This is a genomic window from Paenibacillus chartarius (assembly GCF_042432825.1).
GTDB lineage: Bacteria > Bacillota > Bacilli > Paenibacillales > NBRC-103111 > Gordoniibacillus > Gordoniibacillus chartarius.
In genome coordinates this window covers 20,457-35,280 of sequence record NZ_JBHLWN010000079.1, presented here as the reverse complement: position 1 = coordinate 35,280, position 14,824 = coordinate 20,457, and the positions used below count along the sequence as shown (strand labels likewise).

7 protein-coding genes are annotated in these 14,824 nt (G+C 59.3%); 5 read left to right on the top strand and 2 right to left on the bottom strand.

The window, feature by feature from the left end; all coding sequences use genetic code 11:
• A partial coding sequence (locus ACFFK0_RS21835) for a condensation domain-containing protein (RefSeq protein WP_377472494.1) occupies positions 1-1,868 on the top strand: 1,868 nt, incomplete at its 5' end.
• Between the two features lie 37 nt (positions 1,869-1,905).
• Positions 1,906-2,925, top strand: coding sequence for a 2,3-diaminopropionate biosynthesis protein SbnA (sbnA, locus tag ACFFK0_RS21830; protein ID WP_377472493.1), 1,020 nt, complete (start codon positions 1,906-1,908; stop codon positions 2,923-2,925).
• A 70-nt stretch (positions 2,926-2,995) separates the two neighbouring features.
• On the opposite strand, the gene ACFFK0_RS21825 is transcribed toward sbnA, so the two are convergent.
• Both ACFFK0_RS21825 and ACFFK0_RS21820 read right to left on the bottom strand, forming a co-directional pair.
• On the bottom strand, positions 2,996-4,282 hold the full coding sequence (locus ACFFK0_RS21825; protein ID WP_377472492.1) for an MFS transporter: 1,287 nt from the start codon (positions 4,280-4,282) through the stop codon (positions 2,996-2,998).
• An 18-nt stretch (positions 4,283-4,300) separates the two neighbouring features.
• Positions 4,301-4,714 (bottom strand): hypothetical protein, encoded by a 414-nt coding sequence (locus ACFFK0_RS21820; protein ID WP_377472491.1) that lies wholly within the window; start codon positions 4,712-4,714, stop codon positions 4,301-4,303.
• Between the two features lie 142 nt (positions 4,715-4,856).
• Here ACFFK0_RS21820 and cysE point away from each other — a divergent pair, with 142 nt between their 5' ends.
• The 3 genes from cysE to ACFFK0_RS21805 are packed head-to-tail and all read left to right on the top strand — an operon-like array spanning position 4,857 to position 14,785.
• The gene (cysE, locus tag ACFFK0_RS21815; RefSeq protein WP_377472490.1) at positions 4,857-5,561 is read left to right on the top strand and encodes a serine O-acetyltransferase; all 705 of its coding nucleotides are present in this window, start codon (positions 4,857-4,859) and stop codon (positions 5,559-5,561) included.
• Positions 5,558-6,967 (top strand): alpha/beta hydrolase family protein, encoded by a 1,410-nt coding sequence (locus tag ACFFK0_RS21810; protein WP_377472489.1) that lies wholly within the window; start codon positions 5,558-5,560, stop codon positions 6,965-6,967. The genes cysE and ACFFK0_RS21810 overlap by 4 nt, the downstream gene beginning before the upstream one ends.
• 24 nt (positions 6,968-6,991) lie before the next feature.
• Positions 6,992-14,785, top strand: coding sequence for a non-ribosomal peptide synthetase (locus ACFFK0_RS21805; RefSeq protein WP_377472487.1), 7,794 nt, complete (start codon positions 6,992-6,994; stop codon positions 14,783-14,785).
• Positions 14,786-14,824: the final 39 nt, after the last annotated feature.

Below are 14,824 nucleotides of genomic sequence, written 5' to 3'. Positions count from 1 at the left end.
AGCTGGCAAATCATCCGCAGGTGACGGAGGCGGTCGTCGTCGTGCTGGAGCCGGAGGACGGGGCCGGAGAAGCAGCGCTGTGCGCCTACTACACCGGACCCGAAGCGCCGGCGCCAACGGAGCTGGCGGCGTTCCTCGGCGAAAGCTTGCCGCACTACATGATTCCGGCCCATTTCGTGCGGCTGGAGCAAATGCCGGTTACGCCGAACGGCAAGATCGACCGTAAAGCGCTGCCGAAGCCTCAGCCTGCGGAGACCGGGACGGCAGCGGGCTGGCAGCCTCCGCAGAGCGGGCTGGAGGCACGGCTCCTCAACCTGTGGCGCCGTGTGCTCGGTAGCGGGGCCTTCGGTATGAACGGCAATTTCTTTGAGCTTGGTGGACATTCGCTATTGGCGATTAAGCTGCTGCATGCAATGGAGCACGAATTCCAGGTGGAGGTACCGATGCGAATCGTGTTTACGCATCCGACCGTACGCCAGATGGCGGATTACCTTGCGGCGGAATCGGGTATGCGGCAGTGGGAGGCGATTCCGCGTTCTGCAATGAGGGACGGGATTCCGCTCTCCGCTGCGCAGGCCGAAGCCGTCGAATGGTATACGTATGCCGCCGACAAACGAGGCGGTCATGTAACCCGCGCTATCCTGATCGAAGGCGCGCTCGATGCCGACAAGCTGCAAGAGGCGTTCAGTGGGCTGCTCCGGCGTCATGAAACGCTGCGGACATCGTTCGTGCTGAGTGACGGGGAAGATGCTTGGCAGCAGGTGCACGAAGCCGGCGAATTCGACCTTGCCAGCGAGAACGCCCGTGAAGAGGAGCTGCCAAGCGTGATTGACCGGTTCGTGCGTCCGTTCGACCTGGAGCGAGGGCCCCTGCTTCGAGTCGGGATCGTACGCATTGCGGACGACCGCCACGTGCTGCTGACGGATCTGCATCGCTCTATTGCCGACGGATTGTCGACCGGCATCCTGATCGCCGAGCTGTTTAGGCTGTATCAAGGCGAACAGCTCCCGGCATTGCAGGTTCAGTACAAAGACTTCGTCGTATGGCGGCAAGCCGCCATGCAGCAGCGGGCCATGCTGGAGCAAGAAGCGTATTGGCTGAACCGCTTGGCTGGGTCGCTGCCTTACGTCGAGCTGCCATACCGCACCGGGAATAAGCCTGTGCGCGGCGGCGCAGGAGCGCAGCTGACCGAGCTGCTGGAGCCCAAGCTGTCCAGCGAGCTGCGAGAGCTGGCCGTCCGGCGCGGGGCGACCCTGTATATGGTGCTGTTGTCCGCCTTCGGAGCACTGCTCCATAAGGTGTCCGGCCAAGCGGATATCGTGATCGGCACGTCTGCCGGCGGCAGAAATCATCCCGATACCGTCCCGATGATCGCTCCTCTAGACAACGCGCTGGCGATTCGGGTTCATTTCGGTGATTCGGACACTTCGGACAGCCTGCTGGAAGCGGTGAAGGAAACGGTGCTGCAGGCGTTCGACCATCAAGACTATCCGTTCGAGCTTCTACAGCGGAAGCTGCGGCAGAACGGCTGGCCGGATCTGCACAGACCGCCGTTCGACGTCTCGTTCCAGCTGCAAAACGAACCGGCGCAGCAGCTGCACAGCGCTGGCCTTACCCTGACGCCTTATCCGGAACGCAGCAGCCTGATGGTTGCACTGCTGGCGGCCGGAGCGGTGGACCGCGGGGAACGGGGTATCGAGATTATTTTCGACTATATGGCTGAGGCTTGGCAGGAGCAACAGATCCGGCTTATGCTCGGGCAATTCGTGCAATTGCTGGAGCAGACGGTCCATAATCCGGACATGCCGCTCGCTGAGCTTGTTCTTCCGGCAGGATCCGATTTGCAGCTGCATGGCCAAAGCCGGTGATGAGCCTGACCTATTTTGCGAAAACGAGGTGGAGCGAATGACGTATCCGTCCATTCTGGACAAGGTAGGACAAACCCCCATGATTCGCATGAACGATGCGGAGCTGGAGCAGATCGATTTGTACGCCAAGATGGAAGGCTTCAACCCGACGGGCAGCGTGAAAGACCGCAGCGCTTCGTACATTCTCGACAAGCTGCTCCGCAGCGGGACGATTACCCGCGACACGATTATGATCGAATCGTCTTCGGGCAATTTCGGCGTAGCTTTATCGAATTATTGCAGGAGCTTGGGTCTCAAATTTTGGTGTGTGGTCGACCCGAACATTTCGCCGGAAAACGAACTGATCATAAGCAAGCTGAGCGACAATATGATTAAAGTGACGGAGCCCGATCAGAGCGGAGGCTACCTGCTTACGCGAATCGCCGTCGTACAGCGGCTGCTGCGCGAATTGCCGGATTGCTATTGGATCAATCAATACGGCAATCCGCTCAACGCCGAAGCGTACTACAATTCGCTCGGCACCGAAATTTGCGACGAGATGGGAACGATCGATTATTTGTTTCTTGGGGTCAGCTCGGGCGGAACTATCGCCGGCGTATCGGCGAAGGTGAAAGAGAGGTTTCCGGACGCCAAAGTCATTGCCGTTGATATGCAAGGGTCGGTTATTTTCGGGGAAACGCCGCGCAAGCGGCATATCCCCGGAATCGGCTCCAGCATGGTGCCGGATATTTTGCAGCAGGCGCGGTATGACGATGTCGTGTTCGTCGACGAGATCGCCACGATCGATCACTGCCATCGGCTCATGAAGGAGCATTACATGTATGCCGGGGGATCGTCAGGGTCCGTGTATGCGGCGGTACGGCATTATTTTGCAGGGCGGAGCTTTTCCAGGCAGCAGCGGGTCGTCATGATTTTCCCGGACCGGGGCGAACGGTATGCCAGCACAATTTACAACGAAGCTTGGTGTTCATCGATTCGCGAGCTGATCCATGGCCCAAGGGCTTTCACCCTGAGCGACAGCATGCTGACGGAAGCCGCAGGCACCGTATCGAGGTAAGACAGAAGCATAGAAAAAGCCCGTATATCCCGCTGTTAACGCGGGTATACGGGCGGTTCCTGTGCAGGCGTTACAAGGCCGCTTCCGTCGGCTGCGAAGGGGCGGGGGCAGACGCTTCCGCGGTATAGCTCCGAACCGAGCGGATCGCCAGCATGACGATACCGCAGCATATGATCATAAGTCCGGCCAGAAGGAACATCGTCTCGATGCGAAGCTGCAGCGCAAGCGAAGAGCCGATGACGCTGCCGAGCGGAATCGCAATGTTGGATATCGTCGTGACCGTAGACATGACCCGGCCCATCATCCGTTCTTCGGTCAGCAGCTGCAGGAAGGACATTTGCAGTACGTTCACGACGCCGGAGCAAAGCCCGAACAAGGCGATGGAGCCGGCCTTCCAGCCGATCCCAAACGGTAGGACATAGAACAGCAGCAGCGCGAGGCCGCTTCCGATCCAGAACAACGATATGTTCAGCCCGGATTTCTTGATGGCATTCGTGAGCAGCGCGCCGACAATCATGCCGAAGAAAAAGGCGACGTAGATAGCGCTGTAATGAAACGCCGAGCCGTACGATTCGCCGAGGGAAGGCAGCACGATGACGAGCAAGGATACGGAAAAGTTGGCGATCACGTTCAACAGCATCAGCACGCGAAGGAATGTGTTCCGCCATAGAAACTGCAAGCCTTCCTTGATTTCGGCGGCATAGGCGCGAAAGCCGGCTGCCGGACGCTCAGCAGTGTCATTCCCGCTATTCGTGACATTCCCGCTGTTAGGCTTCACTGCTTTCAAGCGTCTCATCAGTACAAAAAACAGCAGCGAACCGAAGAAGAGGGCGGCGGATGCAGCATAAAACGACGGATTCGACCCGATCCAAGCGACCAATGTGCCTCCGATCAGAAAGCCGATCAGGTTGATCAGCTGATCCGATGTGGAAACGAGTGAGTTGCCTTGTACGAGCTTGTCCTTGTCCTCCAGGATTTGCGGAATGAGCGACATATTCGCCGGATAAAACAGCGCGGAGAACAGGGCGGCGATCAGCACCAAGATGAGCACAATCGAAAAGGACAGCGGATTCGGACCGGCCAGACTAGGGATGACGAGCAAAATGACGCCTTGTACGAGCAGAGCTATACCGGATAGTGCGGCAGCGGAGAACCGGTCGATCAACGGACCGAACGCAAAGCTGAACATCGCCGCCGCCGATAAAGCCGTGAACGTAAACCCGGTGAAGGCCGGGGAATGGAACGTCGTCTGCACGGTCCACAATAACGCGATGAAGTATATGCTGTCGGCAAAATTCGCTAACGTGCGAGAGGCGAAGAAGGAAAGAAAGTTCACATTTTTCAAAATGGGCAGCATCGCGCGGCAATCCCCTCTCTACGCAGACAGCTTCGAACTGGATTTCGCTCTGGCTTGCTTGATGGCGTTGGCGATGATGGCGGTAATGGAAAACACAACCATAAAGAGCAGCCCGATATTCAAGGCGATATGCGGCGGAGCAAGCGGGCTCGGTTCAATTCCGCGGAGATGGTACCCGACGTTGTCCCACACCCAGCCGACGGTTTGAATGAGGGTGCCGGCGATAATAAAGTACAAGGGCCAGGCTGGAGCTTTCTTACCGCGCAGAAGCAGGATGGACATAATGAACAAAAACGGAGCTCCGACCAAATCCATGTAATGGGCCGGCGGAATCATATACAGCTCGTCATAGCCGAATCGCTCGTGATACAGCGTGTCCCATACAATCCCGGTAATCTCGATCCCAACTCCAACAAGCAGCAACCAAATCATTAGTATTCCTCCCGAAATAATAGATTAATTTCAAACTCATACTAAACGATAATGGGCCATAATGTAAATATCTACTTTATTTACATAAAAATAACAAAACAAAATGAGGAAGAATGAACAATCAGATCGGAAGGAGTCTATTATGCTATCCGCCATTCGAAAAGACATTCAAGCAGCGTTAGCCCGGGATCCCGCCGCCAAATCGGCGCTGGAAGTGATCCTCGTGTATCCGGGCTTCCACGCCCTGGTGCTGCACCGGATCGCACACTGGCTCATGAACCGCAAAATCCGGCTGGCGGCAAGGATGCTGGCTGCATGTAACCGAGCGCTGACGGGAATCGAGATTCATCCGTGCGCGGTTATCGGCGAGGGCGTATTTATTGATCACGGAATGGGGGTCGTCATCGGCGAAACGGCGGTGATCGGGGATCATGTCACGATCTATCAAGGCGTAACGCTGGGCGGAACCGGTAAGGATGTCGGCAAGCGCCATCCGACGATCGGCAATCACGTCATTCTCAGCTCGGGAGCAACGATCCTGGGGCCTTTCACCGTAGGCGATTATGCCAAAATCGGCGCCGGCTCCGTCGTGCTGCACGAAGTTCCGCCGCATTGCACGGTCGTGGGCATTCCGGGCAGGGTCGTGCGAAGGGGAGGAGGACCGGGCGGCGAGCGTGCGGCGGAAGGCGGCGAAGCGGTGAAGCCGGCTGATCCTGTTCAGGAGAAGCTGAACAAAATGGCCGTACATATCGAGCGGCTGGAACAGCAGCTCGCCAAGCAGGCCGAGCTTGTCGAACAGCGGCTTCAATCGCTGGAGCAGATATCCCGTTTGGAGAAGGTGAGATGATGATCGAGACGCCGGTAGAACGAGCCAGGCAGCAGCACGTAACTGTTTCCCGAATCGTTTGGTTCGTCGTCGTGGCGGCCGCCGTTACAGCGGTATGGCTGTTCACGGGACATATCGGCATGGCCGGCGCGGCTTTGGGTCTGCTGCCGGCATGGGCGGGCATGGCGGGATTGTTATGGATCACGCACGGTTGGCGCAGGAGGCGCGGCGGCCGGGCTCGCACAGGTTCTTATGCGGCCGGCGCGGCGGCCGGCATCGTGCTGGGCAGCGTTTTCCCGGTTCTGCTTCCCGTATTTGAGCTTCCGCAGCCTAGCGGACCCTATGCCGTAGGGACGACGGAACGATGGATCGTCACCGGGCGGGAGGAGACGTTCACCGCCGATTCGGCCGACCGGCGTTCGCTGCTCGTGCGCTTCTGGTATCCCGCACGCACCGAAGGGATATCGGACATAATTCCCGAGCCGTATCCGCAGGAGATGAGGCGCGCCTTGTTCGCCAGCACCGGCCTTCCTTCGTGGCTGTTCGGTCATTGGGACCGGGTCCGCACGCACGCGGTCCGGGCGCTGCCGCTATCCGGCGGCGAGCAGCGGTATCCGGTGCTCGTCTTCTCGCACGGCGCTTCGGCTTCGCGCTTCCAAAGCTTGTTTCAGGTCGAGGAGCTGGCCAGTCACGGCTACATCGTTGCGGCGGTTCAGCATACGTATATGGCCTCGGAGACGGTGCTGCCGGACGGGCGTATCGCCCCCTATCACGGCGGTCCCGATATGCCGAGCAACGAGGAGGGCGCCGAGCTTGTCCGGGTCCGGGCGGCGGACGTAACCTCGGTGCTGGATGAGCTGGAGCGCTGGAACCGGCAGGACCCGCTTGGCTTCTGGAACGGTCGTCTCGACCTGGAAAGGGCTGGCGTCCTCGGCCATTCCGACGGCGGATCGACGGCCGTCGAAGCGCTCGCGCTCGATCGCCGTTTACGAGCCGGCCTGGACATGGACGGGACGGTTTACGGTCAAGTGCTGCAGCAGGAACTGACGCAGCCGGTTATGTTTCTTATGGCTTCGGGGACTTGGGACGGCTTAAAGCAGCAGGTAGGGAGAGGGAGCCGGCAGGACGGTCCGGAGTGGCGTTATTTTGCCGATTTCCTAGGACATATCGAACAAGTGTACTCCCGCGCCCGCGCGGACGCGTATCGGGTCATCGTCCCGGGCACGCATCATCTCAGCTTCAGCGATGCCGCGTTATTTTCGCCGCTTCTTGCTCTTGAAAGGTCTGCATCTGACGTTCACGCCGACATTAACCGGTATGCGCTGGCATTTTTCAACCGCTATTTGAAGGATCAGCCTTCCAGCCTGCTGGAGGCGGCGGATCCTAAGCGGCAAGACATTCGATTCGAAGCGCGTATTCAACCGTAAGGTAAGGGACAGGAGGAAATGGATATGAACAATACGATTCCGAACTTGAACTTGCATGAGCTAACTCATCCACAGAAACGAATCTGGTTTACGGAGAAGACGTTTCCCGGCACCAGCATGGCTACGATCGGCGGCATTATGAGCTTGGAGGCGGATGATCTGGACATCGGGCGTCTGCGGGAAGCGGTCCGGCAGCTCGTCCGAACGAGCGAAGCGCTGCGGCTGCGGTTTACCGAGGCGGACGGGGTGCCGTACCAATACGTCGTCAGCGAATACGATGTTCCCGTTAAAGAGATCGACTTTACGGTGGGCGGCGAGCAGGAAGCGACATTATGGATGATGCGGCATTTCCGGATCCCGTTCGAGCTCATGAATTCGCCGCTCTGTTCGTTTCATATCGGACTGCTGCCCGGCGGCAAGGCCAAGCTGCTGCTCAAGCAGCACCATCTCGTTTCCGACGGCCATTCGATGGTGTTGACGGTTAACAAGATCATTGATACGTATTTGGCGCTCGGTCGGGGAGAGACGGTAGATGAGGCGGAGGAGGCGCTGCCGGGCTATTTGGAATTTCTCGTGAACGAACGGCAGTATGAAGCTTCGCCCCGCTTCGCCAAGGACCGCAGCTTCTGGCTGCAAAAATTCGCCGTCCTGCCGGAGCCGACGCAGCTGAAGCCGTATGACATGTATTCGGCCAGCACGGATGCGGGGCGGTACAGCTATCCGCTGCCGGCACCGCTGCTGCAGCAGCTGCGTCAGCTTTGCAGTGAGCTACAGACGAATTTGTTTACGCTATTTTTGGCGGCCTTCTACATCTATGTGTACAAAGCAACGGGGATGGAGGACTTGGTCGTCGGGACCAATTTCCTCAATCGGACGAACGCCCGGGAGAAAATGACGCTGGGGATGTTTACTTCCACGACGCCGATCCGCCTCAAGGTCGAAGCCGGCATGACGTTTGCCGAATGGGTCGGCCTGGTCGGCAAAGAGCAGGCAAGCCTCATTCGCCATCAGCGTTATCCGTTCGATGTGCTGTTTACGGAGCTGAAGGAACGGGATCGCGGATTGGACCGGCTGTTTCATATTTTGATGGAGTATCAGGTTATGGACTTCGTGCGCAGGCCCGGTCTGACGTGCGAGATCGACGCTTTATTCGCCGGCGCGGAAGCGCTGGACATTGCGATTCATATTAAGGAGCATATCGGAACGGGCACGCTGCAGCTCGATTTCGATTATCGCAGTCAGGTGTACACCGAGCATGAGATGGAGCAGCTGTGCGGGAGAATGCTTCAGCTCATCCGGCATGCCATGGCTGATCCCGGCAAGCCGGTACGCGAGCTGTCGATGGTTGGCGAACGGGAGCGTCAGCTCGTTGTGCATACGTTCAACGATACGGCGCGTGACTACCCGCAGCACCGTCTTATCCATGAAGGCTTCGAGCGGAATGCAGCGGAACGGCCGGATCATCCGGCCGTCGTGACGGACGGTGCCGTAATTACCTACCGAGAGCTGAATGAGCGGGCGAACCGGATCGCCCACTATTTGCGCCGCACCGGCGTCGAGCCGGGCTCGTATGTCGGGCTGATGCTGTCCCGTTCGGTCGATATGATCGCCGCCATGATCGGCATCGCCAAATCGGGCGGAGCCTATGTGCCGATGGAGCCGACGACGCCGAAGGCGCGGATCGAGCGGATTATCGACACGCTCGGCGTGATGCACCTGTTGACGGAGCAGACGCTCAACCCGCTTGCGAGCGCGCTGTCCGCCGTTTGCCCGGCGCTGGCGCATGTGCTGTTTGTCGATGCGCCCGGCGAGCTGCTGCAAGAAGCGGATATCGCCGATTTACCGGCCGCAGCAATCGCCACGCATACCGCTTACGTCATCTTTACCTCGGGCTCGACCGGTGTGCCGAAAGGAGTCATCATCGCCCACCGGACGGTATCCAATCTGATCGATTGGGTGAACCGGGAGACCGGTATGGGCGCGGACGACCGGGTGCTGTTCGTCACGTCGCCGACGTTCGATTTGTCGGTGTACGACGTATTCGGCATGCTGACGGCCGGGGGGACGATCCGTCTGGCAGGCGCTGAAGATGTGCGTCAGCCGGAGCGTCTGCTGCAGCTGCTTCGCGAGGAGCCGATTACGGTGTGGGACTCCGCGCCGGCGGCGCTGCAGCAGCTCGCCCCGCTGCTGCTTGACGCTCCGCTTCCGGCAGGCGGCAGCTTGCGGCTCGTCATGCTGAGCGGCGATTGGATCCCGCTGAAGCTGCCCGGCCTGCTGAAGGAAGCGTATCCCGGCGTCCGCGTACTGGCGCTCGGCGGGGCCACGGAAGCGACGATCTGGTCGAACGCGTTCGAGGTCGGCGAGGTGCAGCCGGATTGGGCGAGCATCCCGTACGGCAAGCCGATCCAGAACGCCCGCTACTATATTCTCGATCCCGGTCTGCAGCCGTGCCCGATCGGGGTGCCTGGCGAGCTGTATATCGGCGGCGATTGCCTCGCCGTCGGTTATGACGATCCGCAGCTGACGAGCGCACGCTTCGTGCCGGATCCGTTCGTAACCGAGACGGCGGGGCAAGCTGCGGAACCCGCTGCATCGGCTGCCGGCCAAGCCCGTATGTACCGCACCGGCGACCGTGCGCGGTGGATGCAGGACGGCAACATCGAGTTTCTCGGGCGGATCGACCATCAGGTGAAAATCCGGGGCTACCGGATCGAGCTTGGCGAAATTCAAGCCGGGCTTGCGAGGCATCCGGCGATTCGTGAAGCGGTCGTCATCGACCGGGAAGACAAGGGCGGAGACAAATATTTGTGCGGCTACATCGTGCCGGAGGCGGAGAACGAGGAGCTGACCGTCCGGGAGCTGCGCGAGTTCCTGGCGGAATCGCTGCCGGATTACATGATCCCCGCGCATTTCGTGCGGATGAAGGCGATGCCGGTAACGGCGAACGGCAAGCTCGACCGCAAAGCGCTTCCGGAGCCGGACGGCAGCGTCGGCAGCGGCTCCGAATATGTGGCCCCGAGGAATGAAATCGAGGCCAAGCTCGCCGGAATATGGAGCGAAGTGCTGCAGCGGGACGTCGGGGCGAAGGACGACTTCTTCAAGCTGGGCGGGCATTCGCTGCAAGCGACTCAGATGGCCGCCCGAGTGCGCCAGCAGTTCGGTGTCGACATTCCGCTGCGCATCTTGTTCGTTCACAGCGTATTGGAGCAGGTCGGACAATATATCGCCGAGGCCCGTTCGGCCAATTTCGGAGTCATACCGGCAGCTCCTGCCGCCGATCTGTATCCGATGTCTTCGGCGCAGAAGGGAATCTTCGTCATCAGTCAGCTGGAGGATACTGGGACGGCCTACAATATGCCGGGCTTGTTCCGGATCGAAGGCAGCGTCGATCTGCAGGCGCTCGAGCAGGCGATTCACCGGCTGATTGAGCGGCATGAAGCGCTTCGAACGAGCTTCGAATGGAACGATGGGGAGCCCGTACAACGGGTGCATCGTGAGGTGCCGTTCCGTCTGGACATATCCGAGCAGACTGCTGCTGACGTGCGGAAGTGGGCCGAAGCATGGATCCGGCCGTTCGATCTGAGCCAGGCTCCGCTGCTGCGTGCCGTATGGACGCCGACCGGTCCGAACGAATCTTGCCTCTTGTTCGATATGCATCACCTCGTTTCCGACGGGGTATCGATGAATATTTTAATGAATGAGATCGCCGAGCTTTACGAGCTTGCACTGCGGCATACGTCCGGGCAGCCTGCGTCCCCGCGGCTTCCGGAGCTGCCGGTGCGGTATCGTGATTATGCGGTCTGGCAGCAGCGGGAGCTCCGTGAAGGCCGAATGGCCGAGCAAGAGCAGTATTGGCAGGAGCGGTTCTCCGGCGACATTCCTGTGCTGCACCTGCCGACCGATCGGCCGAGACCCGCCGTGCAAAGCTTCCAAGGAGCGCACGTCACTTTCGCCGCCGGGCCGACGCTGACGAATGCGCTGACGAAGCTGGCGGAGCGCGAGGGAGCGACACTGTACATGGTGCTGCTTGCAGCGTATCAGGCGCTTCTGGCCAAATACAGCGGGCAGGCCGATATCGTCGTCGGCAGTCCTGTAGCCGGCAGGTCGCATCCGAGTGTGGAGCGTATCGTCGGCATGTTTGTCAACATGATTCCGGTGCGCACGTTCCCGAGCCCGGATCTTACCGTTACCGAATATATTCAGCAGGTCAAGACGGCCGCAATAGAAGCGATCGAGCGGCAGCAGTTCCCATTCGAAGAGTTCGTCCGGCGGCAGCAGGTGCAGAGGGATGCTAGCCGAAATCCGCTCTTCGACACCGTCTTCTCTTTGCAAAATTTGGACGTAGACGGAATGTCGTTCGGCGGATTATCGGTAAGACCCGAGCCGCTCAAAGGCATAGCGGCCAAGTTCGATCTGCTGCTGGAGGCTTATCTTGGCAGCGAGGAGCTGAGCTTTACGGCGGAATATGGCGCTGCGCTGTTCGATGAGGCGACGATGCGCCGGTTCGGCGGCCACTATGTGCAATTGCTGGAGCAAATGGCCGCGCACCCCGAGCGGAAGCTGGCCGAGCTCGCGATCTTGACGGAAGCGGAGCAGGAGGAGCTTCTGCGGTTCCATGCGGACGGCCGCGTGGAAGCCGACGAACTGCGCACCCTGCAGGACTGGTTTGAAGAGCAGGTAACGCTCACTCCCGAGCGCATCGCCGTCGTCCATGAGGAGAAGCGGCTGACGTACCGCGAGCTGAACGAAAAGGCGAATCGTCTGGCACGAACCTTGCGCAGGCTCGGTGCGGGACCGGACCGGCTCATCGCCTTCATGGCTCATCGCTCGATCGATATGGTCGTCGGCATGATGGCTATTTTGAAATCCGGCAGCGCCTATGTTCCGATTGATCCGAACGCTCCGCAGGAACGGATCCGTTACATATTGGGCGATTGCGGCGCCTTATTGCTACTGGCGGGCGAGGGAATCGAAGCGCCTGCAGATGCGCCGTGCAGCGTGCTCCGTATGGATGACAACGGCCTTTATGACAGCGACGGCACGAATTTGCCCGCTGTTTGTACGCCCGATCATTTGGCTTACGTCATCTATACGTCCGGCACGACCGGACTGCCGAAGGGCACCCTCATTCCTCACGCCGGCGTCGGCCGCATCGTGAAGCAGACGAATTATGTCCGGTTTACGGAAGACGATCGGGTGCTGCAGCTTTCGAATTACGCGTTTGACGGCTCCATCATCGATCTGTTTGGCGCACTGCTGAACGGCGCACAGCTCGTGATCATCGACTACGAGACGGCGACGGACATTTCGCTGTTGGCCCAATGCATCATCGACAAGGGGATTACGGTCTTCTTCGCTACGACATCGTTGTTTAACGCTATCATCGACGAAAGGCCGGACTGTTTGGCGGGCGTGCGATACATGTTGTTCGGCGGGGAAAAAGCATCCGTGCATCATGTGCGAAAAGCGCTGAAGCTGCTCGGTCCGGGTCGCCTGATCAACGGGTACGGTCCGACGGAAACGACCGTGTTCGCCACTGCCTATGTCGTTGATTCGCTCGCGGAGGATGCCGTTTCGCTTCCGATCGGCAGGCCGATGCGGGGCACGCGGTTGTACGTAACTGATCCGTTCGGCAAGCTGCAGCCCATCGGGGTTCCGGGCGAGCTGTGTATTGCGGGAAGCGGTTTGGCCCGCGGTTATTTGCACCGACCGGAACTGACGGCGGAGAAGTTCGTGCCGTGCCCGTTCGAGCCGGGGGAACGGATGTATCGTACCGGGGATCTCGTCAAATGGCTGCCTGACGGCACGATCGAGTACATCGACCGATTGGACCAGCAGGTGAAGGTGCGGGGCTTCCGGATCGAGCTCGGGGAAATCGAGCATCGGCTGCAGGAGCTGGAGCCGGTGCAAGATGCCGTAGTAACGGCAATGAAGGATACGAACGGTTCCATGCAGCTGTGCGCCTATCTCGTATCCGACCGGCCTTGGACGGTGGCGGAGATGAGGTCACAGCTGGCCCGCAGCTTGCCGGACTATATGATCCCGCACTATTTTGTCGCACTGGATCGGATTCCGCTGACGCCGAACGGGAAGCTGGACCGGAGAGCGCTGCCGGAGCCGGACCGGAGCACAAGCGGGGCCGAATTCGAAGCTCCCGCAAACGAAATCGAACGGCTGCTCGCGTCCGTTTGGAGCTCGCTGCTTGCCGTACCGGAAATCGGCATTCACGATCATTTTTTCCACTTGGGCGGCGATTCCATCAAAGCGATTCAAGCTTCGGCACGGCTGCAAAAATACGGGTACAAGCTCGGAGTCAGAGACTTTTTCTCGTATCCGACAATTGCCGAGCTCGCCTGCCGCGTACAGCCGCTGACGGCCGCCGCACCGCAAGAGCCCGTTACGGGTGAAGTTGTCATGGGGCCGGTGCAGCGATGGTTTTTCGAGCGGAATTTTACCGACAGTCATCATTTCAACCAGTCCGTACTGCTTCATCGGCAATCGGGCTGGGAGGAGCAGGCGCTCAGGCAAGTGCTGGAACGGCTCGTCGTGCATCATGATGCGCTTCGGATGAAGGTTGTGGAGTCGGAAGGGCGGCTCGTTCAAGAAAACCGCAGCATTGATGAGGATGAGCTTGCGCAAAGCTTCCGATTCGAAACGGCGGAGCTGCCCGCAAGTGTCCGGGATGAGCCGGAGCGCCTGCGGCAGCTGGCCGACGAGCAGCAGGCCGGGCTTAGCCTGCAGGAAGGCCCGCTCGTCAGAGCCAAGCTGTTCCATGCGGCGGACGGCGATTACTTGCTGATCGTTATCCACCATTTGGTGGTCGACGGCGTATCGTGGCGCATTTTGCTGGAGGATTTGGCCGAAGGGTATGAGCAAGCGGTTCGGGGCGAAACGGTCTCCTTCGCTGCAAAGACGCATTCGTATCAAGCTTGGACGAAGGCGCTTGAGGGATATGCGTCAAGCGAGCAGCTGCAGCGGGAGCTGTCGTATTGGATGACTTCGGAGGCGAAGGCCTTCGCATCGCTTCCCCGCGATCTGCCGGATACCGATGCCGAAACGGATATCGTCGGACTGGCGCAAGTGTGCACCGTTGCGCTATCCGAACAGCAAACCGAGCAGCTGCTGCGTAAAGTGCATCATGCTTATCATACCGAAACGGAGGACTTGCTTGTTGCCGCGCTTGCGTTAGCGGTCGCCGAATGGACGGGGGACGAACGAGTCCGGATTCAGCTTGAAGGACACGGACGTGAGCCGCTCTTTCCGCAGCTGGACGTATCCCGTACGGTCGGCTGGTTTACGAGCCAATATCCCGTCACGCTGTCGCTCGATCGTGCCCGGCATCCGCTGATTGCCGTGAAGGAGCAGCTCCGCTCGGTGCCTCACAAAGGTATCGGTTATGGGATTTGGCGATATATGGGCGACACAAGCGCAGACGGGCGAAACAGCCCCGAGTCCGCTTGCGAGCCGGAAATCAGCTTCAACTATTTGGGGCAAATCGATCAGGAGGGTGTTTCGGCATTTTCCATTGTACGGGATCCGATGGGACAGCAAATCAGCCCGAATGCACAACGAATGCATGCGATCGGCATCAATGCGATCGTGCAGACGGGCTGCCTCACGGTACGATTCGATTACAATCCATACCGGTTTCAACGCGCGACGATCGTACAGCTGGCGGAACGGTACAAGCATCATCTCCTTCAGTTGATGGAGCACTGCCTGACGAAGAAAAAGTCCGAATTGACATCGAGCGACGTCAGCTCCGGGGAAATTTCGCAGGACGATCTGGAGGATCTGTTCAGCTTGCTGTCCGAATAGCCGTCCCAATGGTGATGAAGAAGCTGCGGACGGCAAACG